Origin of the sequence: Pseudomonas sp. S3E17 (assembly GCF_024168685.1) — a bacterium.
Lineage (GTDB): Bacteria > Pseudomonadota > Gammaproteobacteria > Pseudomonadales > Pseudomonadaceae > Aquipseudomonas > Aquipseudomonas marginalis.
In genome coordinates, this window is the sequence record NZ_JALJWE010000001.1 from 6,390,370 (window position 1) to 6,410,516 (window position 20,147).

Genomic DNA, 20,147 nt, shown 5'->3' on the forward strand with positions numbered 1-20,147 from the left:
GCTACAGATCAGGCCTTGTTCAACGCCTGGGCTGCGGCCAGAACGGCGTCCACATGGCCCGGCACTTTCACGCCGCGCCATTCCTGGCGCAGCACACCGTCCTTGTCGATCAGGAAGGTGCTGCGATCTACACCCAGGTATTCCTTGCCGTACAGCTTCTTCAGCTTGATGACGTCGAACAGCTGGCAGACCGCTTCGTCCTTGTCGCTGATCAGCTCGAACGGGAATTCCTGCTTGCCCTTGAAGTTCTCATGGGACTTCACGCTGTCGCGCGACACGCCAAACACTTCGGTGTTGGCGGCCTTGAATGCTGTGTACTGGTCACGGAAACCCTGGCCTTCGGTGGTGCAGCCTGGGGTGCTGTCCTTCGGGTAGAAGTAGATCACCACGTGCTTGCCCTTGAGGGCGGCAAGGCTGAAGGTCTGGCCACTGGTGGCCTGGGCTTCGAAATCAGCTACGGGTTTGTCGATGACTACCGCCATGAAAAAACTTCCTTACATTGGGTTCTGTGGGCGCCACGGCTCGATCAACGCGTCGAGGTTCAGGGCATCGGCGAAATCCAGGAACTGGTCGCGCAGCCAACTGATCTGCACGCCGGCCGGCAGGGTCACGGTGAAGGTGGCGTTGAGCATGGTGCCGCCGGTTTGCGGGGCCTGGTAGGTGTCGCAGGTCAGGTTCTCCAGTTCGACGTTATGGTCGATGAAGAACTGGCACAGCTCATTGACGATGTCCGAACGGTAGGCCGAGCTGACATACGCCACATAAGGAAGCGCCTGCGGGCGATTTTCCAGGGCGGCGCTGCGCACCACGTTGACGGTGAAGTCGTGCTTCTTGGCCAGGCCCGGCAGGCCGGTCTCCAGGCGCGCCAGGGCATCCCAGGTGCCGGAAATCTGCAGGACCAGCGCACTGCACTCGCCATGGCGGGTCAGGCGGGAGGTCACCACGGCACAGCGGTTTTCATGGCTGGCGCGGCACAGGACGTTGGTCAGCTCCATGGGGTTGGCGCCGAGGGCACTGATAACAAGGAATTGTTCGCGAACTGTGGGGGTGGACATGCAGCCTTCCTAAAACGATGAGCGGTCGATACGGTGAGGGCTGTATCGATCAAAGCATGAAGGGTAGCGAAAAGCGTCGCCAAGGGATAGGAGGTGGCGTTTTCATTACGTGATCCGCCTGATTTTGCCCTGCCTCAACCGGTGCTTTGGCCCGATGATGGCATTGCCCGTCGTTTAGTTGCGCCAGAACGCATCCTCAGGCGGTACTTCGCTTGTACAAGCATCTTGGCGCCAGTACCATTACGGCTCTCTTTTTCCGGCAGGAGCGGTTGCATGATTGCGGGCAGTATGGTGGCACTGGTCACACCCATGGATGCACAAGGTCATCTCGACTGGGACAGCCTGGGCAAACTGGTGGACTTCCACCTGCAAGAAGGCACCAACGCCATCGTGGCGGTCGGCACCACAGGTGAATCGGCCACCCTCGATGTGGAAGAACACATCCAGGTGATCGAATTCGTGGTCAAGCGTGTGGCAGGGCGTATCGCCGTGATCGCCGGCACGGGCGCCAACTCGACGCGCGAAGCCATCGAGCTGACCCGAAACGCCAAGAAAGCCGGCGCCGACGCTTGCCTGCTGGTGACCCCGTACTACAACAAGCCGACCCAGGAAGGCCTGTACCAGCACTTCCGCACCATTGCCGAAGCCGTCGACATCCCGCAGATCCTCTATAACGTGCCGGGTCGTACCGCGTGCGACATGAAGGCCGAGACCGTGATCCGCCTCTCTACCGTGCCGAACATCATCGGCATCAAGGAAGCCACCGGCGACCTGCAGCGCGCCAAGGATATCCTGGCCGGGGTGAGCAGCGATTTCCTGCTGTATTCCGGTGACGACGCCACGGCTGTCGAGCTGATCCTGCTGGGCGGCAAGGGCAATATCTCCGTGACCGCCAACGTGGCCCCGCGCGCCATGAGCGACATGTGTGCCGCTGCCATCGCCGGTGACGCCGTGACCGCCCGTGCGATCCACGAGAAGCTGATGCCGCTCAACAAGACACTGTTTATCGAATCCAACCCTATTCCCGTGAAGTGGGCGCTGTTCGAGATGGGCCTGATGCCGGACGGTATCCGTCTGCCGCTCACCCGCCTCAGCGAAGCCTGTCACGAACCGCTGCGACAGGCCCTGCGCCAGTCCGGCGTCCTGGTTTAATTGAGGAAGCACTACGCATGAAGCGATTGGCCGGACTTTCCGCACTTGCCTTGATTATCTCCAGCACCAGTGGCTGCGGTTGGATCTGGGGCCCGGAAGGCTACTTCCGTGACCGCGGCAGCGATTACCTGGAAGCACAAGCAACCAAACCGATGCAACTGCCGCCGGACGTCAACGTCGCCAAGCGTCTTGACCCGTTGCTGCCGATTCCACGCAACGTTGCCGACGACACCACCAAGGGTGAATACGTCGTGCCACGTCCCCAGCCGATCTCGGCCGTGGCGGATGCCAGCGATTACAGCCTGCAGAAGAGCGGTGATTCGCGTTGGATCGTGGCGCAGCGCCCACCTGCTGAAGTCTGGCCGGTAGCGGTGCAGTTCTTCCAGGACAACGGTTTCCGCATCGACGAGCAGCGCCCGCAGACCGGTGAATTCACCACGGCATGGCAGCAAGGCAGCGAGCTGTCCGCCACTATGGCCAAGCGCCTGCAGGCCGGCGGTGTGGCCGCCGACAGCGAAGCCCGTGTGCGTGTGCGCATCGAGCCAGGCGTACAGCGCAACACCAGTGAAGTCTACGTGGTCAGCGCCGAGCGTCCTGCCGGCAGCACCGCCAACGTCGACTTCACCAACCGCTCGGTCAACACCGGTGTCGACTCGGCATTGGTCGACGAGATGCTGGCCAGCATGAGCCGTATCTCCGAGAAGGGCGGTTCCGTTTCCCTGCTCGCCGCCCGTGATTACGACACCCCGAGCCGCGTCAGCCTCACCGAGGACGGCAGCGGGAACGTGGTGCTGAACCTGGGTGAAGACCTGGATCGCGCCTGGGCCAGCGTCGGCCGCGCGTTGGAGCAAGGCCCATGGCGTGTTGAAGACATCAACCGCAGCCTGGGCCTGTACTACATCAACGTGGCTGAAAAGGCCGAGCGCAAAGACGATGAGCCTGGTTTCTTCGGCAAACTGTTCGGCAGCAAGCCGACCAAGGAAGAAATCGAGACCCGCGCCGAGCGTTATCAGGTGCGTTTGAGCAAGGTTGGCGAGACTGTGCAGGTCACCGTCGAGAAGAACATCAACACCGTCGCGCCGGCTGAAACAGCGCGCAAGGTGTTGGGCGTTATTCAGGACAACCTGGGCTGATCCGATGCGTTTTGCCGTTCTCGGCAGCGGTAGCCAAGGGAACGGCACGCTGGTCGCCCATGACGACACGTACGTGCTGGTGGATTGTGGTTTCTCGTTAAAGGAAACCGAGCGGCGCCTGCTGCGCCTGGGGGTTCACCCCTCGCAGCTGAGCGCGATTCTGGTGACCCACGAACATGCCGACCACGTGCATGGCGTGGGTTTGCTGTCTCGGCGCTACAATCTTCCGGTGTACCTCAGTCGCGGCACACTGCGCGGGATGCGCAAACCTATAGAACCCGCAGGTTTCCTGGCCGGTGGCGAGCAGCTGCAAATCGGTGCCCTGAGCATCGATGTGATTGCCGTGGCGCACGACGCCCAGGAACCGACGCAGTATGTATTCAGTGACGGAGAGCGGCGTTTCGGCGTGCTCACCGACCTGGGCTCCTACTGCGCCAAGGTACTGGACGGCTACCGGAACCTCGATGCCTTGATGATCGAGTCCAACCACTGCCGAGACCTGCTGGCTCGCGGTCACTATCCGTACTTTCTCAAGCAACGGGTCGGCGGCGAACTGGGACATTTGAACAACCATCAGGCGGCGTACCTGGTGTATGAGTTGGGCTGGCAAGACCTGCAACACCTGGTCCTGGCCCACTTGAGCAGCAAGAACAACCTGCCGACGCTTGCCCGGCAATGTTTTGTCGACACCCTCGGGTGCGACCCGGACTGGCTGCAACTGGCCGATCAAGATTCAGGGCTCGACTGGCGACATATCGCCTAGCCCACCTCACTCAAAGCGGAGCCCATCATGGAAAAACGTGAAGAACTCTACCGCGGCAAAGCCAAGTCGGTGTACAAGACCGACGACGCCAACCGCCTGATCCTGCTGTTTCGCAACGACACCTCGGCGTTCGACGGCAAGCGCATCGAACAACTTGATCGCAAGGGCATGGTGAACAACAAGTTCAACGCCTTCATCATGCAGAAACTCGAAGCGGCCGGTATCCCGACCCAATTCGACAAACTGCTGGGCGACAACGAGTGCCTGGTGAAGAAGCTGGACATGATCCCGGTGGAATGCGTCGTGCGTAACTACGCCGCCGGCAGCCTGGTCAAGCGCCTGGGCGTGGAAGAGGGTCTCAAGCTCAACCCTTACACGTTCGAACTGTTCCTGAAGGACGACGCCAAGGGCGACCCGTTCATCAACGAATCCCACGTCGTGGCGTTCGGCTGGGGCACCGCCGAGCAACTGGCACGCATGAAGGAGTTGTCCCTCAAGGTCAACGACGTGCTGAGCAAGCTGTTCGACGACGCAGGCCTGCTGCTGGTGGACTTCAAGCTGGAATTCGGCGTGTTCCACGACGGCTCCATCGTCCTCGGCGACGAATTCAGCCCGGACGGCTGCCGCCTGTGGGACAAGGACACCAAGAAAAAGATGGACAAGGACCGCTTCCGCCAAGGCCTCGGTGATGTGATCGAAGCCTACGAAGAAGTCGCCAAGCGCCTCGGCGTACCGCTTTAATCGACGCAAGCATCTGATAGCACGGAAAAAAATCTCGTTTGAGCTTTGCTTCCACGAAACAGGCTGTTATGATGCGCGCCGTTGGAGAGATGCCAGAGTGGCCGAATGGGACGGATTCGAAATCCGTTGTACCTTCACCGGTACCTAGGGTTCGAATCCCTATCTCTCCGCCATTACATAGAAAAAGCCCCGTAGCTGAACAAGCTACGGGGCTTTTTCGTTTCTGAGATTTGAGGGCAAGCTACTCGTTCCGAGCAGCAAACAGGGCCGCAGTGGTTGTTTCCAGCAGGCACAACCCACCGTATTCCATCTTCAAGCAGTCCTTACTGGCTTGATCAGGCTTTCTGCTGGAATTCCAAACATCTCATGCAGCTTCCAAATCATCGGCAAGGTCAGCGCTCGTTTTCCATTCAGCACTTCATAAACACGATTCTGGCGGCCAATGGCGGGAATAAGATCAGCCGCCGACAGGCCAGACTGTTCCATTCTGAAGCGAATGGCATCGATTGGGTTGGGCAGGTCCATGGGAAAGTGTTTGGCTTCATAGGCCTCGATCAGCGTGATCATTACGTCAAAGTAATCACCTTCCGGGGTGCCGGGTTCTGGTTCGTTGTCGAACAGTGCAGAGACAGACTTGAGCGCGTCCTTGTAATCCTGTTCGGTGTGGATAGGTCGGATGTTCATGGGTTACTCCGTTTCGACGGTATCGGCGTCAATTGCGTCGTACTGCTTATGTGTACCGACAAACTTGATGTAGACAGCGCCATAGCGATAGGCCACGGCGACCACGAGCCTGTAGTCGTTACCTTTGATGTTGAAGACGACCCTTCGACTTTTGAGAATGCTAGCGCTGCGAAAGTGTTCCTTGATGTCAGCCGGGTTTGACCAGTCGGCGTTTTTTACTTCGTCTATCCAGGCCAGGAACGGTTGCTCCGAATCCGGGTACTTGTGCCAAAAGGTTTTGAGTTGACTGAGTGCGACTATTCTCATGGGAAAATCCTAGTCCCGCCTTGGGACTTTTGCAAGTGGGCACATGGGAACAAGCAGTTTTCCAGACGGGTGTCATGGGCTCTCAAGGCATTTCTCCACATAAGGCATTCCCCTTGTAACCGTGCATGATCGGTCCCAGGAACATGAAAGGACCACAGGCATATAAGGGCGAGGGAGCGGGATGTGAGCGGCACACGGGGAGCTTCAGGGGTATTGGAACTACAGCCCAAAGCGTCACGCCGCACCATGCTCGTTCAGGCGGGTTCTGTTGAGGGGTGGTGCGTACGTTTTTCTGTTCAGGAAGTGAAAGTTGTGCGCCGATGCAGCCGTATAGGCAAGAAATCAGTGCCAGAGTAATGACGGCTTTTTCCATGTCAGACCTGCTGGTGGGGTAATCCTTTGATGTTCCCAGTATTGTCGTTGGTGGGCGCCGTGCTCGTCGATACTGCAAATAACTCACTGATATTTATAACTTCCCATTTCCTGGGTGTACGCCCCTCAAGTCTTTATCCGCACGGCCGAAATACTCTCGTACGACATCGTATCCCCCAATAAGAGAGTCCCCCCTAATGTCCCTTCGCAGCCTGTCCATCGCCCGCCGTGCGGGTCTGGGTTTTGCCCTGATTGCTTTGCTCGTGGCCCTGCTGGGTTTTTTTGCACTGTCGAACATGGCAAGCATCCGCGCCAGCGCGGTGCAGGTGGAAAGCGGGCTGGTGCCGAAGATGCGGCTGGTGGCGGACATTCGCGAAATCATGCTGCGCATTCGTACGATCTCTTTGCGCATGGCCCTGGACCCGAACCCGGCGAGCATCCCGCAATACCGTAGCCAGATGGACACCCGCAGCCAGGACCTGAGCAAACGACTGGCCGACCTCGATGCAGTGATCGACACCCCCGAAGTGCGCACGCTCTACGACCAGTTCCAGGTCTCGCTGCGCCAATACCAGCAGGGGCTGGCGCAGTCGTTCATCCTCGCCGACAAGCAGCAGGGCGCCGAGCTCAACAAGTTGTTGCTGGTGGATATGAAAACCGTGGTCGATGGCTCCGGGGCCCAACTCAATGCCCTGGCCGACTACTACAACGCCCAGATCAACCAGCAAGGCCAGGCGGCCGAATCGCAGTACGGCCGTTCGCGCACCATGGTGTTCGGATTTGTGATCGTGGCCGGGTTGAGCACCGTGCTGCTGGCCTGGTTGCTCACGCGCAGCATTGTCGGCCCGCTCAGTCATGCCGTACGGGCTGCCGAGAACGTTGCCCAAGGTGACCTGACCCAAACGGTGGACGTGAGCGGCGACGACGAAGTGACGCGCCTGCTCGTGGCCCTCAAGACCATGCAGGCCAACCTGCGCGGGACCTTGCAACTGATTCGCCAGTCGGCCGGGCAGATGGCGTCATCGGCCACCGACCTCAACGGCATCACCGACCAGAGCAGCCGCAGCCTGCAAAAGCAGACCGCTGAAATCGAGCAGGCCGCCACCGCCGTCAACGAGATGACCTCGGCGGCGGATGAGGTAGCGCGCAATGCGGTGTCCACCTCCGAGTCCACTCGCCTTTCCAATGAAACCGCGCGCGAAGGCCAGCACCGTGTGGGTGAAACGGTCAGCGCCATTCAAGCCCTGAGCACCAACATCGGCGAAACCTCGACCCTGGTGCAGAACCTCGCCGAGCAATCGCGGGATATCGGCAAGGTGCTCGATGTGATCCGCTCCATCGCCGAGCAGACCAACCTGCTGGCACTCAACGCTGCGATCGAGGCGGCGCGGGCCGGTGAGTCCGGGCGCGGCTTTGCGGTGGTGGCTGACGAAGTCCGTGCACTGGCCCACCGTACCCAGCAATCGACCCTGGAAATCGACCAGATGGTGACCGCGATGCGCACGGGGTCCAACGACGCGTTGAGCTCGATGCAGTCGAGCACCCAGCGAGCCACCGACACCCTGGCCCTGGCTGAGGGGGCGGGGGGCGCATTGAGCCAGATCACCGACTCCATCGACCAGATCCACCAGCGCAACCTGGTCATCGCCAGCGCCGCCGAGGAGCAGGCCCAGGTGGCCAAGGAAGTCGATCGCAATATCGTCAATATTCGCGACCTGTCTGCGCAATCCTCTTCCGGCGCCGGGCAGATCAATGGATCGAGTCGAGAACTGGCGCAGCTGGCCGTTTCCTTGAACGAAGCCGTCGCAAGGTTTCAGCTGTAGTGAAATGCGTGGGCTAGTTCAGTGTCGACTCGTCCACGATCTCGATATTGACGGCCTGCCAGTCGCCGCCCGGGCCCCTGACCAATTCGTAGGTGACCGTCTGCCCCTCGCGCAGCCGCCGGCCGCCCTGGGCGGTGGTGGCGCTGCGAAAGAAAATGTCCTGCTCATCGTAGGCGGCGGTCTTGCTGCTGATGGAGATTGCAGTCTGTGGAGTTTTCCTGGGCATGGCCGTTCTCCTTTCCAGTGCAATAGGTGGCCCGTCGGGGCAGGTATGTCTGCGGGCATCAAGCGGGTCAGGACACGATTTGGACTTTATCGGCCTGCATGCCTTTCTGGCCCTCTACGACTTCAAAGGTGACCTTCTGGCCCTCCTTCAGTGTTTTGAACCCGTTGCCCTCGATTGCCCTGAAGTGGACGAACAGGTCGGGGCCGCTCTCCGGCGTGATGAATCCGTAACCCTTTTCATCGTTGAACCACTTCACTGTGCCGTTTTGTCTTTCGCTCATTCTTGGTGTCCTCGAACCGGTGTGCCCCGCTGCAGATTCGTCGCGGTACCCATAAGCAAAGTCCCGAAGCCGCTGCTCGTCAACGCGCCACGGGACCAGCGGTACTGTCATTCCTGACAGGTTCGCCGCCTGTGCCGTTGCGCGATACTGCTTCGTTTTACCGTGGGTTTTCGCGCCGCGCGGGCATTCGGTTTTCGCCGCCTTCGGGCACCAGGCAGGTGCCTTGTGGCGTGGTGCGCCTGTCCCTTCTAACGCTCGCCTGCCATCCCATCCAGCCCACGGCGGATCTTTTCCAGCAACTCATCGATATGGAACGGCTTGGAAATCAGATCCATGCCTTCGCCGAGGAAGCTTTGCCGGTTCGCGGCATTTTCCGCGTAGCCGGTCATGAACAGGATCGGCAAGGTGTGGCGAATCTCGCGTGCCACGTCTGCCAGTTCGCGCCCGGTCATAAAGGGCAGGCCGACGTCGGTCAACAACAGGTTGATGCTCGGGTCGCTGCGCAGGCAGACCACCGCTTCGTCACCATTGGCGGCCAGGCTGCAGCGGTAGCCGGCGTCGGCCAGGATTTCGGCGACAAAGCTGCGCACCGAAGGCATGTCTTCGACGACCAGCACATGTTCGCCCTGGCTCTGGCCGGGTGCGGCCAGAGGCTTGGTCACGATGCTGGCAGGCCCGCTGGCGGCGGGAAGCATGATGGTCACTTCGGTGCCCTGGCGGGTCACGCTGCGGATCTGTGCATCGCCGCCGGACTGGCGGGCAAACCCGTAGATGGTCGACAGGCCCAGCCCGGTACCCTGGCCCAGCGGTTTGGTGGTGAAAAAAGGATCGAAGACTTTGTCGATGACGCTGTGTTCGATGCCCACCCCGTTGTCCCGCACCGACAGGGCGATGTAGGCGCCGTTTTCCAGTTTCAGGTTGCCACTGGAGTAGGCTGGGTAAGTCGTCACCCAGACGGTGCCGCCCTTGGGCAGCGCGTCGCGGGCGTTGATCACCAGGTTCAGCACCGCACTTTCCAGCTGGATCGGATCGACCATCGCCACGGCAGGGTTGTTGGTCAGCTCCAGCTTCAGCGCGATATGTTCACCGATGGTGCGTACCAGCAGTTCCTCCAGGGAGCGGATATGCGCGTTGATGTCGATCGGCCGCGTGTCCAGCGGTTGCTGGCGGGCGAAGGCGAGCAGGCGGTTGGTCAGGCCGGCGGCGCTGAGGGCCGAGCTCAACGCTGCATCGGCATAGGCCATGACCTTGTCGGTGCGCTGGGTCTCGATGCGTTTCTTGATCAGCTCCAGGCTGGTGATGATCCCGGTCAGCAGGTTGTTGAAGTCATGGGCAATGCCGCCGGTGAGCTTGCCCAGGGCATCCATCTTCTGCGCCTGCAACAGTTGTGCCTCGGTACGTGCCAACTGGGTGGCGGCGTTGGCCAGCTCGGCCTGTTGGTGCCGCTCGCGGTGGCGGTGCTCGGTGACGTCTTCGACAAACACCAGGCTCAATTCGGCGCTGCGGTAGGGCGAAACCTGCCATTCGGTCTCGCGCAACTGACCGTCGACCTTCATGTGCAGGGTGCCCTTCCAGCGCTCGCCCGCAGCCAGGCGCTGGCACAGTTCCTGGAGCACGCCGAGCTGATCGGCGGCGAAGCACTCCAGCAGGGCGTCGGGGTTGAGGTTGTCGTGAATCAATTGGGCGAAGGCGTGGTTACATTCGTGGACCTTGAGCTGTGCATCCATGACCGCAATCGGTGCGCTGATATTGAAGAATATTTCGCGAAAGCGTGCCTCGCTCTCGCGCAGCGCATATTCGGTGTCGCGCACCCGCAGCAAGGTCCGCAGAGTCGCCAGCAGCACATCGGGGTCGATAGGGTGGATCAGGTACGCATCGGCCCCGGCATCCAGGCCGGTGATGATGTCGCCGGTCTCGATGGAGGCTGCCGACACGTGCACCACCGGCAGCAAGGCCGTGACCGGATCGGCGCGCAGCCCGCGTACGATGTCGAAGCCGCTCATGTCCGGCAGGTTGACGTCGAGGATCAGCCCGTCGATCTTTTGGCTGGCGATCAGGTCCAGCCCTTCCTGGCCGGTGCCGGCCTCGAGCACGCGGTAGTCATGGTTCTCCAGGCGCCGGCGCAGGGCATAGCGGGTCGCCGCGTTGTCGTCGACGATCAGCAGTTGGATGTCACGGTTCATCAACAGGCCCGCCAGGAATAGAGAGAGGAATGATCACGAAGAACATCGAGCCCACGCCTGGGGTACTTTCCACGCCGACGCGGCCGCCGAGCAACTCGGCAAAGCGTTTGCACAGCGACAGCCCCAGGCCGGTGCCGCGCAGGCGTTTTTGCAGCGGCGAATCGATCTGGGAAAAGTCTTCGAACAGGTTGCTGTGCAATTCGGCTGGAATGCCCAGGCCGGTGTCGTGCACGGCAAAGCGGATTTCCTGATCACCCACTCTCTGCGCCGACACTCGCACTTCACCTTGCACCGTGAACTTAAGGGCGTTGGAGATGAAGTTGCGCAGGATCTGCGCGAGCTTCTTGTCATCGGTGTACAGCTTGGGCAAGCCGATCGGCTCTTCGAAGATCAAGTCCACCGACGTCGCATCGACGATCGGGCGGAACATCCCGCGCAACGCCGAGAACAGATCGAACATGTCGAACCAGGCCGGCGAGATCGTGATGCGCCCGGCCTCGATCTTGGCCAGGTCCAGCAGGTCGTCGACCATTTCGCGCAGTTCGCGTGCCGAGCTGCGGATAAACCCGACCTGTGTGTGCTGCTCGGGGCTCAGCGGGCCGTCGAGTTCGTCGGCCAACAGGCTGGTGATGCTCAGGATCGAGCCCAGGGGCGTGCGGAATTCATGGCTCATGTACGACAGGAAACGGCTTTTCAGGTCCGACGCCTGGCGCAGTTGGTCGGCCTGGGTATCCAGCTCGGCATAGAGTGCCAATACGCCCTGGTTGGTTTCGTCCAGTTCGGCGCGCAGTGCATCGGCTTCCAGGCGAAGCGTTCGCACTTGCTCCTCAAGCGAAACGGTGGTGTCAGCCATCGGTGGCCTCCAGGGCAATCACAAAGACGGTAACGTCATCCCGGCCGCGAGAGAAATCACGGTGCAGGACGGCGGCGATCAGGGCAGGGTGGCGATGGGAAAGCCCGGGATAGTCCGCCAGGTTCCAGCGTGACTGCAGGCCGTCGCTGTAGAGGATCAGTATCTGGCCACCCACTTGAGCGTAGTCGAAGGGCTGCGCCTTGCGAAACTGCACGCCGACGATCCCCGGATGGGACGCCAGCCCGCGGGACTTGCCGGGGCCGATCAGGCTGGCGCCGATATTGCCCACCCCGGTAAAGCGCAGGCTGTCGGTCGTGGCATCGTACTGCGCCACGGCCACGGCTGCGCCGCGGGTGCCGTTCATGCCGATATGCAGGTCGTTGAACAACTCGCTTGCGTCGAAGAAGGCGTCTTGGGCAAACACCGCTTCGCCGGCCTGCGCCGCGCGTTCGGCTTCGCAGCCATGGCCCAGACCGTCGGCTACCATCACGCTGAACCGGCCGGGTTCGATCACCAGGTGCCAGGCATCGCCACAGGCCGGGTCGTCGTGCAGGGAATGCTGGCTGACGCCGTAGCGGATATCTTTGGTGGCCGATGCCCGTGGATACAGGCGCGCCAGCATCGCCGTGCCGCGTTGATCGGCGTACACGTCGAACACCTGGGCCACACGAGCAATGGCGCCCATGCCGATGCCCTGGGTGCCGCCGGTGGAAAAGCCGTCCACCAGGCAACTGTCCAGGTCAAAGCCCTGGCCACGGTCCACGGCGATCAGCTCCACGCCCTGGTTACCCGTAAGGCGCAGATGCAATTGGCCATGGGCGGCATGCTTGAGGATATTGCTGGCCAGCTCGGTGGCCACCAGTGCCACGCGGCCGGCATCGGTCTCGTCGAAGCCCGATTGTTCGGCCAACTGTTGCGCGGTGCGTCGGGCATGGCCGATCTGGCTGACATCCTCGATCAACAACACCTGGGTCAGGGCACTGGGAATATTCAGGCCCATCGGGTAATCGTCACGCGGGTGCCCTGGCCGGGTGCGGTGTCCAGTTCAAACTCGTCCACCAACCGCTTGGCGCCGGTCAGGCCCAGGCCCAGGCCGCCGCCGGAGGTCCAGCCGTCGGTCATCGCCAACTTGAGGTCGGGGATGCCCGGCCCTTCGTCGCGAAAGGTCAGGCGCAGGCCTGGGCGGTGGTCTTTTTCGACCACGGCCCAATCCATATGGCCGCCGCCGCCGTACACCACGGTGTTGCGCGCCAGCTCACTGACGGCGGTGACCAGTTTGGTCAGGTCGATCAGGCGCATGCCGCATTCCTGGGCCAGCTTGCGCACCAATTGTCGGGCCAGCACTACGTCCTGTTCGATGAGCACCGGGTGAGTGCCACTGCTGGCCTGGGTCATGAGTGGTCTACCCGGTCACGCAACAGTTGCATGCCGCGCTCGACGTTCAACGCGGTGGCCACGCCCGGCAGGGTCATGCCCAGTTCCACCAGCGTGATCGCCACGGCCGGCTGCATGCCCACCAGCACGGTCTGGGCATCCATGATGCGCGACAGGCCGGAAATGGTGCCGATCATGCGGCCGATAAACGAGTCGACCATGTCCAGCGCCGAAATGTCGATCAGCACGCCCCGGGCGGATGTACGGCTGATGCGCTCGGACAGGTCGTCCTGCAGCGTCAGCGCGAGCTGGTCATGCATGTCGACCTGGATCGTCACGAGCAGGAATTCGCCCATCTGCAAAATAGGGATACGTTCCATGCTTAAACAGCCTTGCTGATGGTGACGCCCAGGCGTTTCAGGGCCAACGCCAAGGCATCCGCCAGGTTGGCCTTGGTCACCACGCCTTGCAGGTCGAGGCCCAGGTGCACGATGGTCTGGGCGATCTGCGGACGCACGCCGCTGATGATGCAGTCGGCCCCCATGAGGCGGATGGCCGTAACGGTTTTCAACAGGTGCTGGGCTACCAGGGTGTCCACGGTGGGTACGCCGGTGATGTCGATGATGGCGATTTCCGAGCCGGTGTCGACGATGCGCTGCAGCAGCGACTCCATGACCACCTGGGTGCGTTGCGAATCCAGGGTGCCGATCATTGGCAGGGCCAGCACGCCGTCCCACAGCTTGACCACCGGGGTGGACAGTTCCAGCAATTCTTCCTGCTGGCGCTTGATCACCGACTCACGGGATTTCTGGAACGTACGGATGGTGTGCATGCCCAGCGCGTCAAGCAGCTCGGAGATTTCCCAGAGTTGTTCGGCCAGTTGCGTCGGTTGTTCGGCATATTCCCGTTGCAGCAGCGCGAACAGCGGGCCCTTGAGGGCAAAGATAAAGCTGGCGGTCTGTTGCGAGTCCTGGCCGACCAGGGCGCGGCTGTGGGAGAGCTTTTCCAGGAATACCCGGGTTTCTGCCCAGTTTTCATGGTTGACCGGCTGGGAACCGCCTTGCTGCAGCGCCGCGATCAGCAGGTTGAGGAAGTCGTTGGCCTGCTGCCGGGTGTCTTCGGCCTTGACGTTACGCGTGGCCCCCGAAGCTTCAAGGCTGGCAACCCATTCGGTCAGCAGGGTCGGGCGATGGGTGTGCAGTGCCTGGATGGTGTGAGCTTGCAGAGTTGCCACGGGAAACCTCCTTGAATGCCTTGTTGAGTGGCATGCAATTTATACTAAATTGAAGTGCTTTGAATTGTTTCGAAGGTTTTCGTTCATTTGCCTCAAGCCCTGTGGACCGGGCGCTTCGGGCGGGTGGAGGCGGGATGGGGGTCGATGCTGCCGTCGATCGCGATAGCGGCGTCGGAGCAACCCATTTGGCTGAGTGTGCCGTGGGTGGAACCGCAGGTGATGGGTAATGTGGGCTTGATCAAACGCCGCGGACGGAGCTGGCCGTCGGCGGCGCTGGAATTGGAGCGGTGGGGCGGAAGATACCGTTTCGGTCAGTGTGCCACCGAGTCCAGGCCGGTGGATTGCACCACCGGTTGTGCCTGGGGCGAAGCGAGGAACTGCAACAACGCCTTGGCCTGTGCAGGGTGTTCGGCATTGACCGGAATGCCCGCCGCAAAGCGCGTCACCGATTGCACGTCTTCCGGGATCTTGCCGACGTAAGTCACACCCGGCACCGGCAATAACTCCGCCACCTGCTGCAAGCCCACCTCGTAATCGCCCTTGGCGACCTGTTCGGCCACCGGGAGGCGTTCGATCATGGTGCCTTTGGCGGGCATGCCGAGCTTCTTGAACAGCTCTTTCTCGACATACACACCGCTGGCGCTGTCCGAATACGCCACGGACTTGGCCTTGCTCAGTACGGCCTTGAGTTCGGCATCGGTGCCGATCGCGGGTTTGGTCGCACCCGCCTTCACCACCAGGCCGATGCGCGAATCCGCCAGTTCCACGCGGGACGCCGGGTCGACCTTGCCTTGTTTGATCAAGTCATCCAGGGCATAGCCGACCATGATCACTACGTCGGCATGTTCGCCACGGGCCAGGCGGTTGGGAATCGCTTCTGGCGCCTTGCCCATGGACGGGCCGAGGACGGTATCGAGGGTGTCGCCGCTGTGCTGGGCGTATTGCGGGCCCAGCAGTTTATAGGCGGCGGTGAAGCCACCGGAGGTCATCACCTTGAGTTCCTCGGCCTGGGCCGTCAGCGCCAGGGCACCGAGGGCCAGGGCCGCCAGGGTCTTGAACAGAGACTTCATCACGCCGCCCCCTGCATCACCTGCCCGCGTGCATTGGCGCGACGATACAGCGCCAGGGTCGAACACAGCGCGCACAACGCAGCGAACATCATCCAATAGGCCGGCGAGGCCTTGTCTTCAGTGATGTGGATGAACCAGGTGGAGATCGCCGGGGTAAACCCACCGAAGATCGCGGTCGCCAGGCTGTAGGCCAGGGAGAAACCCGCTACGCGCACTTCCACCGGCATGATTTCCGTGAGGGCGGGGATCATCGCGCCGTTGTACATGCCGTACAGGAACGAGAACCACAGCAGCGTCTCCAGCATATGGGCGAAGCTCGGTGCATTCACCACGTAGGACAGCGCCGGATAAGCCGTGAGCACCGTCAGCGCGGTCATGGCGATCAGCACCGGCTTGCGGCCGAAGCGGTCGCTCAGGGTGCCGCCGATCGGCAGCCAGACAAAGTTCGACACCGCCACCAGCAAGGTCACCAGCAGCGCATCGGAGGTGCTCAGCTGCAGCACGGTCTTGCCGAAGGTCGGCGCGTACACGGTGATCAGGTAGAACGCGGTGGTGGTCATGGCCACCATCAGCATGCCGCCGATGACCACGGTCCAGTTTTTCACCAGTGTGGCCAGCACCTCGCGCATGGTCGGGCGATGCTTGCGGTTGGCGAATTCTTCGGTTTCCTGCAGGTTGCGACGCAACACAAAGATAAAGGGGATGATCACGCAACCGATGGCGAACGGAATGCGCCAGCCCCAATCGGCAACCACCGCCGGTTCCATCCACACGTTCAAGCCATAGCCCAGGGCGGCGGCGACCACGATGGAGATCTGTTGGCTGCCCGATTGCCAGCTGGTGTAGAACCCCTTGCGGCCTGGGGTGGCCATTTCAGACAGGTACACCGACACACCGCCCAGCTCCGCACCGGCCGAGAAGCCTTGCAGCAAGCGGCCCATCAGCACCAGCAACGGGGCCCACAGGCCAATGGTGTGATAGCCCGGCACCAGCACGATCAACAGCGTGCCGCTGGCCATGATCGACAAGGTCACGATCAACCCTTTGCGGCGACCGACGTCATCGATATAAGCGCCGAGGATGATTGCGCCCAGTGGGCGCATCAGGAAGCCTGCGCCGAACACGGCGAAGGTCATCATCAATGAGGCAAATTCATTGGCGGCAGGGAAGAACGCGGCAGCAATGTAGGTGGCGTAGAAGCCGAACAGAAAGAAGTCGAACTGTTCAAGGAAGTTGCCCGAAGTAACGCGGAATACCGCACCTACTTTCGAACGGGCAGAATCGGGCCGGGAAGGGCTAGTCATGGGTTTGTGTCTCCAGCGTTCTTTTTAAATGCTTGTTTCGCGTAAGACCGAGGATAGTGGCTGACACATTTAGAAATGAAAAGTGAAAAATATGGATTGATTAATGTCTGTTGGTTATGAATTTGCGCGCCTTTCAAAGATCCCGCTCTGTTCTATGCTGGAAGGTATGACCAATTCTTACGGAAGGGAGATGGCTATGGGCAATGAACCGAAGCGCCAAGATGAGCCGGAGCATGAGCAACCCCGGCGACATGAAGAGGAAAAACCCCAGACCTGGAAGCACCCGGACGACGGCACTGAGCTGTCCGAGCGGGATCAGGAGCGTCCGCTCAAGCCCTGATCAATGTTCGGCCGGAGCCAAAAAGCACCCTTGACGGGCCATGAACTGCCTCCACGAAGGGCTCTCCGTGGGGTCGGGTGTTACCTGGGTCGGGGTTTCGAATTCCGCCAGCGCGGCGCCGGTATCGGCATTGATCACCTTAACGCGACACCACCCACTGTCGGCGTCGGCAATCCCGCCTTTGAGCAGGTAGCGTCCCTGGGCGGCGAACTGGGTGTTGAACTCAATCACACAGCGCCGGCCGGCGCTCGCCAGGCCCGACACGATCAAGTGCAGCGGTTGGTCGGCGGCGATGTCCACGTAACCGTCGGGGCGCGAAGTGCTGCTGTGCACCGCAAACAGTGCGGTTTCCTTACTCGGCGTTCCCACCCTGCCTTGCAGGCATTCATGATCCGTCGAAACGCTGACAGACAGCCATTCGTTGTAGCTGGCGTGGGTGCTCAACTCACTTTTGAGCTGCGCGCGCGGGCCTTCGAGCGGTGCCTTGTAGGGCGTCGTGGCGGTACATCCGGCCAGTAACAGCGGTAGTGCGATGTTGCGGCTGTTTATCAAGGCAATAGCATCCAGTTCAAAGAGGGGGCGTTATGAAACCAGCAACGAAACAGGAAAACCCGAGGCCAGCACCAGGTACGCCACCACTGCTGCCAGGCACAGGCCGACGAACACCCGCAACAAGGTGCGGGCGGTGGGGCGGGTGACAAAGCGGATAAGCCAGAGGCAGAGTCCGGCCACCAGAATGGCCAGGCCAAAAATGACCAGCACGGTAGTGTTCCTGCGACGTTCGAGCGCTGTTTATAGTCCCAAAGCCGCGTGATGAACAGTGTGCACATAGACGCGGCCGGCCCGGCTTTCTAAACTGCGGCTTGTCTTGGGCTAGGGGCAGGCGCCGATGAATCGCAATGAATTACGCAAGGCCGATATCAACCTGATGGTGGTCTTCGAAGCACTGATGCTCGAGCGCAATGTGACGCGAGTGGCCGAGAAGCTGTTTCTCGGCCAGCCGACCATCAGTTCGGCCCTCAACCGTCTGCGTACCTTGTTCAACGACCCGCTGTTTATTCGCGTCGGCCATCGCATGGAACCTACCGCGCGCGCCGAGGAAATCATCCAGCACCTGTCGCCCGCCCTGGATTCGTTGTCGTCGGCCTTGAGCCTGACCCACGATTTCGACCCATCCATCAGCACCATGACCTTTCGCATCGGCCTGTCCGACGACGTCGAGTTCGGCCTGTTGCCACCGTTGCTGCGCGCCTTGCGCCAGGAAGCGCCGCAGGTGGTGTTCGTGGTGCAGCACGTGGACTATTGGCGGATTCCCGATCTGCTGGCGTCCGGCGATATTACCGTCGGCATCACCCAGACCCGTGGCCTGCCGGCGAATGCCAAGCGCAAGCTGCTGCGCCACATTCGTCCGCGACTGCTGCGCGCCGATGCCTCGGACACCCCGCTGACCCTCGATGAATATTGCTCGCGCCCCCATGTGCTGGTGTCCCACACCGCCAACGTGTCCGGGTTTGCCGATGAGTGGCTGGCGGAAATCGGCCGCAAGCGCCATGTGGTGTTATCGGTGCCGCAATACAGCGCATTGCCCGCGCTGCTGGCCGGGACCGACTTGATCGCCAGCCTGCCGGATTACACGGCCGAGGCCATGGCAGTGTCGGGCAACCTGTTCTGCGAGCCGTTTCCGTTCGAGACGCCGACCCTGGATTTGTCCATGGTCTGGCTCAGTCATGTGGACACCGACCCTGCCGAGCGCTGGGTGCGTTCGCGGCTGGAGGCGTTCATGAGCGATCGGGGCCAGACGAACAAGGCCTGAGGCTTTTATCCGTGCTATATCTACAGACTTTCCTACGAATGACTCGGAGTCATCCATGCCACACCTGCACTTGGAATACACCGCCAACCTGACAAACCTGGCCGTCGAGAAAACCCTGTTGAGGCTCAACAATGTGCTGATGGCGTCCGGGCAGTTCGGTTCCGAGTTCGATATCAAAAGCCGCGCCGTGAAGCTCGAGAGTTTTCAGGTGGGCACCTCCCTCAACCCACGCGGTTTCATCGCGGTGAAGCTGTCACTGCTCAGCGGGCGGTCGCCGCAGGTCAAGCAGCAATTGTCGCAAAGCCTGCTGGCAGCGTTGCAGGATCTGGGCGACTGGCCGACGGATCTGCAGGTTCAACTCAGTGTCCAGCTGGTCGACATGGATCGCGATTCCTACAGCAAAGTCGCCATCGGCTAACCCTCGCTACAGAAGTCAGAGTAATCCCTGATCCGCACACACCTTCACCACCTGTTCACGAAACCAGGTATTGGCACTGTCCTGTTCACTGCTTTCATTCCACTGCATATCCAGGGTGAACCCCGGCAACCCGTTGGGGGCCTCGCAGTGGCCGAACACCGTCGCCGGTGCCAGCAGTTTCTGCACGCGGCGCGGCAGGGTGACGATGAAGTCGGTGCCGGTGATCATCTTCAGCGCCGCGCTGTAGCTGTTGGCGCGGGCGATCACCTGGCGCTTGTGGGCCTGGCGCGCCAGCCAGCCGTCGATCATGTTGGTGTCGGAGGTCCATGGCGTGGGGAACACGTGGCGCCGCTCGACGAATGATTGCAGGCTGAACGCCGACTCGCGCGGTGCCGAGCGTTTATCGAAGACGCACACCAGATCGTCCTCCAGCAGCATTTGGGTCTTGAAGTCTTTATGGGCGCGGTGAAAGTGCGGTCCGAAGCAGATCACCAGGTCCAGGCGGCCCTCGCGCAGGTCGTCGGCGGGGATGTCGGCTTCCAGTTTCTGCACATTGACGATCACCGGCAGGTCGGCGCGGTCGAAATGCTTCAACAGGCGCGGCAGGATCAGTTGTTCGAAGTACTCCGGCGCGCAGACATTGAAGGTCACGGCCTTCTGGGTCGGGTCGAAGGCCTGGCCACCGGCGTGGCACAGGTTGATGCTTTCGAGGATCTTCTGCACATGGGCGTACATGGTAGTGGCCTTGTACGTAGGCCGCATGCCCGCCCGCGTGTTGATAAACAGCTCGTCTTCAAAACTGGTCCGCAGTTTCTTCAGGCTGTAGCTCACGGTGGACTGGCTGACGAACAGCGTTTCTGACACGTCGGTAACGCTGCTCTGGTCATAGACGGCGATAAACACCATCAAGTCCTGCATATCGAGTTTTCTGAGCAAGTTACTGTTTAACATCGGTTTCGTCCGTAAACCCCATGTACCGAAGTCAGTACAAGACAGCGCGAAAGCTTAACGGAACGGCCGTAC

At 61.1% G+C, this 20,147-nt stretch carries 25 protein-coding genes, 1 tRNA gene and 1 pseudogene; 10 read left to right on the top strand and 17 right to left on the bottom strand.

The annotated features are described in order from the left end of the window. Positions 1-8 precede the first annotated feature (8 nt). Both J3D60_RS28970 and J3D60_RS28975 read right to left on the bottom strand, forming a co-directional pair. The gene (locus J3D60_RS28970) at positions 9-482 is read right to left on the bottom strand and encodes a peroxiredoxin (RefSeq protein WP_065938894.1); all 474 of its coding nucleotides are present in this window, start codon (positions 480-482) and stop codon (positions 9-11) included. A 12-nt stretch (positions 483-494) separates the two neighbouring features. Beyond that, entirely contained in the window at positions 495-1,055 is a 561-nt protein-coding gene (locus tag J3D60_RS28975) for a glycine cleavage system protein R (RefSeq protein WP_003172487.1), read from the bottom strand. A 273-nt stretch (positions 1,056-1,328) separates the two neighbouring features. On the opposite strand from J3D60_RS28975, the gene dapA reads away from it, so the two are divergent. From dapA to J3D60_RS29000, 5 genes are all read left to right on the top strand, one after another. Next, positions 1,329-2,207, top strand: coding sequence for a 4-hydroxy-tetrahydrodipicolinate synthase (dapA, locus tag J3D60_RS28980; RefSeq protein ID WP_065938895.1), 879 nt, complete (start codon positions 1,329-1,331; stop codon positions 2,205-2,207). 17 nt (positions 2,208-2,224) lie between these two features. Continuing rightward, positions 2,225-3,340 (top strand): outer membrane protein assembly factor BamC, encoded by a 1,116-nt coding sequence (gene bamC, locus J3D60_RS28985; protein WP_115485874.1) that lies wholly within the window; start codon positions 2,225-2,227, stop codon positions 3,338-3,340. Between the two features lie 4 nt (positions 3,341-3,344). Next, on the top strand, positions 3,345-4,103 hold the full coding sequence (locus tag J3D60_RS28990) for an MBL fold metallo-hydrolase (protein WP_027604310.1): 759 nt from the start codon (positions 3,345-3,347) through the stop codon (positions 4,101-4,103). A gap of 27 nt (positions 4,104-4,130) precedes the next feature. Beyond that, complete coding sequence (gene purC / locus J3D60_RS28995) at positions 4,131-4,844, top strand: phosphoribosylaminoimidazolesuccinocarboxamide synthase (protein WP_027604309.1); 714 nt, start codon at positions 4,131-4,133, stop codon at positions 4,842-4,844. Positions 4,845-4,927: 83 nt separating this feature from the next. Beyond that, positions 4,928-5,017, top strand: a tRNA-Ser gene (locus J3D60_RS29000). Positions 5,018-5,156: 139 nt separating this feature from the next. Here the strand turns inward: J3D60_RS29000 and J3D60_RS29005 are convergent. Next, positions 5,157-5,528: a type II toxin-antitoxin system HigA family antitoxin gene (locus J3D60_RS29005; RefSeq protein WP_098480212.1), complete on the bottom strand. Its 372-nt coding sequence runs from the start codon at positions 5,526-5,528 to the stop codon at positions 5,157-5,159. Positions 5,529-5,531: 3 nt separating this feature from the next. Next, a complete protein-coding gene (locus tag J3D60_RS29010; RefSeq protein WP_065928208.1) occupies positions 5,532-5,834 on the bottom strand; it encodes a type II toxin-antitoxin system HigB family toxin in 303 nt (100 codons plus the stop codon). 569 nt (positions 5,835-6,403) lie between these two features. Between J3D60_RS29010 and J3D60_RS29015 the strand changes: the two genes are divergently transcribed. After that, the gene (locus J3D60_RS29015) at positions 6,404-8,029 is read left to right on the top strand and encodes a methyl-accepting chemotaxis protein (protein ID WP_092487903.1); all 1,626 of its coding nucleotides are present in this window, start codon (positions 6,404-6,406) and stop codon (positions 8,027-8,029) included. Between the two features lie 13 nt (positions 8,030-8,042). Here J3D60_RS29015 and J3D60_RS29020 read toward each other — a convergent pair whose 3' ends face one another. The 8 genes from J3D60_RS29020 to J3D60_RS29055 form a co-directional block, all read right to left on the bottom strand. Continuing rightward, on the bottom strand, positions 8,043-8,255 hold the full coding sequence (locus J3D60_RS29020; RefSeq protein ID WP_027604305.1) for a cold-shock protein: 213 nt from the start codon (positions 8,253-8,255) through the stop codon (positions 8,043-8,045). A gap of 67 nt (positions 8,256-8,322) precedes the next feature. After that, positions 8,323-8,535, bottom strand: a complete 213-nt coding sequence (locus tag J3D60_RS29025) for a cold-shock protein (protein WP_253493631.1) — start codon at positions 8,533-8,535, stop codon at positions 8,323-8,325. A 248-nt stretch (positions 8,536-8,783) separates the two neighbouring features. After that, positions 8,784-10,718 carry a response regulator gene (locus J3D60_RS29030; protein ID WP_253493632.1) on the bottom strand — a complete coding sequence of 645 codons (1,935 nt, stop codon included), beginning with the start codon at positions 10,716-10,718 and terminating at the stop codon, positions 8,784-8,786. Then, positions 10,708-11,571, bottom strand: a complete 864-nt coding sequence (locus J3D60_RS29035; protein WP_098480209.1) for a sensor histidine kinase KdpD — start codon at positions 11,569-11,571, stop codon at positions 10,708-10,710. The genes J3D60_RS29030 and J3D60_RS29035 overlap by 11 nt, the downstream gene beginning before the upstream one ends. Then, entirely contained in the window at positions 11,564-12,571 is a 1,008-nt protein-coding gene (locus J3D60_RS29040; RefSeq protein ID WP_253493633.1) for an ATP-binding protein, read from the bottom strand. The genes J3D60_RS29035 and J3D60_RS29040 overlap by 8 nt, the downstream gene beginning before the upstream one ends. Then, positions 12,562-12,966 carry an anti-sigma regulatory factor gene (locus J3D60_RS29045; protein WP_065938901.1) on the bottom strand — a complete coding sequence of 135 codons (405 nt, stop codon included), beginning with the start codon at positions 12,964-12,966 and terminating at the stop codon, positions 12,562-12,564. Before J3D60_RS29045 ends, J3D60_RS29040 begins: the two co-directional genes overlap by 10 nt. Beyond that, on the bottom strand, positions 12,963-13,325 hold the full coding sequence (locus tag J3D60_RS29050; protein WP_065938902.1) for an STAS domain-containing protein: 363 nt from the start codon (positions 13,323-13,325) through the stop codon (positions 12,963-12,965). The genes J3D60_RS29045 and J3D60_RS29050 overlap by 4 nt, the downstream gene beginning before the upstream one ends. 2 nt (positions 13,326-13,327) lie before the next feature. Beyond that, the gene (locus tag J3D60_RS29055; RefSeq protein ID WP_027604298.1) at positions 13,328-14,179 is read right to left on the bottom strand and encodes an STAS domain-containing protein; all 852 of its coding nucleotides are present in this window, start codon (positions 14,177-14,179) and stop codon (positions 13,328-13,330) included. A gap of 117 nt (positions 14,180-14,296) precedes the next feature. Between J3D60_RS29055 and J3D60_RS29060 the strand changes: the two are divergent. Then, positions 14,297-14,493, top strand: a pseudogene (locus tag J3D60_RS29060) (LysR family transcriptional regulator); the annotation flags it as partial. Here the strand turns inward: J3D60_RS29060 and J3D60_RS29065 are convergent. Together J3D60_RS29065 and J3D60_RS29070 are read right to left on the bottom strand one after the other, a co-directional pair. Then, positions 14,491-15,249: a substrate-binding domain-containing protein gene (locus tag J3D60_RS29065; RefSeq protein ID WP_027604297.1), complete on the bottom strand. Its 759-nt coding sequence runs from the start codon at positions 15,247-15,249 to the stop codon at positions 14,491-14,493. The pseudogene J3D60_RS29060 and the gene J3D60_RS29065 overlap by 3 nt on opposite strands. Next, entirely contained in the window at positions 15,249-16,553 is a 1,305-nt protein-coding gene (locus J3D60_RS29070; RefSeq protein ID WP_065938904.1) for an MFS transporter, read from the bottom strand. The genes J3D60_RS29065 and J3D60_RS29070 overlap by 1 nt, the downstream gene beginning before the upstream one ends. A 196-nt stretch (positions 16,554-16,749) precedes the next feature. Between J3D60_RS29070 and J3D60_RS29075 the strand changes: the two genes are divergently transcribed. After that, positions 16,750-16,893 (top strand): hypothetical protein, encoded by a 144-nt coding sequence (locus J3D60_RS29075; RefSeq protein ID WP_162844254.1) that lies wholly within the window; start codon positions 16,750-16,752, stop codon positions 16,891-16,893. On the opposite strand, the gene J3D60_RS29080 is transcribed toward J3D60_RS29075, so the two are convergent. After that, positions 16,894-17,445 (bottom strand): hypothetical protein, encoded by a 552-nt coding sequence (locus J3D60_RS29080; protein WP_253493634.1) that lies wholly within the window; start codon positions 17,443-17,445, stop codon positions 16,894-16,896. Between the two features lie 30 nt (positions 17,446-17,475). Then, positions 17,476-17,655, bottom strand: coding sequence for a hypothetical protein (locus tag J3D60_RS29085; protein ID WP_027604295.1), 180 nt, complete (start codon positions 17,653-17,655; stop codon positions 17,476-17,478). Positions 17,656-17,782: 127 nt separating this feature from the next. On the opposite strand from J3D60_RS29085, the gene J3D60_RS29090 reads away from it, so the two are divergent. Then, entirely contained in the window at positions 17,783-18,706 is a 924-nt protein-coding gene (locus J3D60_RS29090; protein ID WP_065938907.1) for a LysR substrate-binding domain-containing protein, read from the top strand. Positions 18,707-18,761: 55 nt separating this feature from the next. Next, positions 18,762-19,124, top strand: coding sequence for a 5-carboxymethyl-2-hydroxymuconate Delta-isomerase (locus tag J3D60_RS29095; RefSeq protein WP_065938908.1), 363 nt, complete (start codon positions 18,762-18,764; stop codon positions 19,122-19,124). Positions 19,125-19,139: 15 nt separating this feature from the next. On the opposite strand, the gene J3D60_RS29100 is transcribed toward J3D60_RS29095, so the two are convergent. After that, a complete protein-coding gene (locus tag J3D60_RS29100) occupies positions 19,140-20,075 on the bottom strand; it encodes a LysR family transcriptional regulator (RefSeq protein WP_065938909.1) in 936 nt (311 codons plus the stop codon). Positions 20,076-20,147: the final 72 nt, after the last annotated feature.

Excerpts from the sequence above, each read along its gene's own strand:
- J3D60_RS28970 (WP_065938894.1), bottom strand. The coding sequence starts at position 482 with ATGGCGGTAGTCATCGACAAACCCGTAGCTGATTTCGAAGCCCAGGCC.
- J3D60_RS28975 (WP_003172487.1), bottom strand. The coding sequence starts at position 1,055 with ATGTCCACCCCCACAGTTCGCGAACAATTCCTTGTTATCAGTGCCCTC.
- dapA (WP_065938895.1), top strand. The coding sequence starts at position 1,329 with ATGATTGCGGGCAGTATGGTGGCACTGGTCACACCCATGGATGCACAA.
- bamC (WP_115485874.1), top strand. The coding sequence starts at position 2,225 with ATGAAGCGATTGGCCGGACTTTCCGCACTTGCCTTGATTATCTCCAGC.
- J3D60_RS28990 (WP_027604310.1), top strand. The coding sequence starts at position 3,345 with ATGCGTTTTGCCGTTCTCGGCAGCGGTAGCCAAGGGAACGGCACGCTG.
- purC (WP_027604309.1), top strand. The coding sequence starts at position 4,131 with ATGGAAAAACGTGAAGAACTCTACCGCGGCAAAGCCAAGTCGGTGTAC.
- J3D60_RS29005 (WP_098480212.1), bottom strand. The coding sequence starts at position 5,528 with ATGAACATCCGACCTATCCACACCGAACAGGATTACAAGGACGCGCTC.
- J3D60_RS29010 (WP_065928208.1), bottom strand. The coding sequence starts at position 5,834 with ATGAGAATAGTCGCACTCAGTCAACTCAAAACCTTTTGGCACAAGTAC.
- J3D60_RS29015 (WP_092487903.1), top strand. The coding sequence starts at position 6,404 with ATGTCCCTTCGCAGCCTGTCCATCGCCCGCCGTGCGGGTCTGGGTTTT.
- J3D60_RS29020 (WP_027604305.1), bottom strand. The coding sequence starts at position 8,255 with ATGCCCAGGAAAACTCCACAGACTGCAATCTCCATCAGCAGCAAGACC.
- J3D60_RS29025 (WP_253493631.1), bottom strand. The coding sequence starts at position 8,535 with ATGAGCGAAAGACAAAACGGCACAGTGAAGTGGTTCAACGATGAAAAG.
- J3D60_RS29030 (WP_253493632.1), bottom strand. The coding sequence starts at position 10,718 with ATGAACCGTGACATCCAACTGCTGATCGTCGACGACAACGCGGCGACC.
- J3D60_RS29035 (WP_098480209.1), bottom strand. The coding sequence starts at position 11,571 with ATGGCTGACACCACCGTTTCGCTTGAGGAGCAAGTGCGAACGCTTCGC.
- J3D60_RS29040 (WP_253493633.1), bottom strand. The coding sequence starts at position 12,571 with ATGGGCCTGAATATTCCCAGTGCCCTGACCCAGGTGTTGTTGATCGAG.
- J3D60_RS29045 (WP_065938901.1), bottom strand. The coding sequence starts at position 12,966 with ATGACCCAGGCCAGCAGTGGCACTCACCCGGTGCTCATCGAACAGGAC.
- J3D60_RS29050 (WP_065938902.1), bottom strand. The coding sequence starts at position 13,325 with ATGGAACGTATCCCTATTTTGCAGATGGGCGAATTCCTGCTCGTGACG.
- J3D60_RS29065 (WP_027604297.1), bottom strand. The coding sequence starts at position 15,249 with ATGAAGTCTCTGTTCAAGACCCTGGCGGCCCTGGCCCTCGGTGCCCTG.
- J3D60_RS29070 (WP_065938904.1), bottom strand. The coding sequence starts at position 16,553 with ATGACTAGCCCTTCCCGGCCCGATTCTGCCCGTTCGAAAGTAGGTGCG.
- J3D60_RS29075 (WP_162844254.1), top strand. The coding sequence starts at position 16,750 with ATGGGCAATGAACCGAAGCGCCAAGATGAGCCGGAGCATGAGCAACCC.
- J3D60_RS29090 (WP_065938907.1), top strand. The coding sequence starts at position 17,783 with ATGAATCGCAATGAATTACGCAAGGCCGATATCAACCTGATGGTGGTC.
- J3D60_RS29095 (WP_065938908.1), top strand. The coding sequence starts at position 18,762 with ATGCCACACCTGCACTTGGAATACACCGCCAACCTGACAAACCTGGCC.
- J3D60_RS29100 (WP_065938909.1), bottom strand. The coding sequence starts at position 20,075 with ATGTTAAACAGTAACTTGCTCAGAAAACTCGATATGCAGGACTTGATG.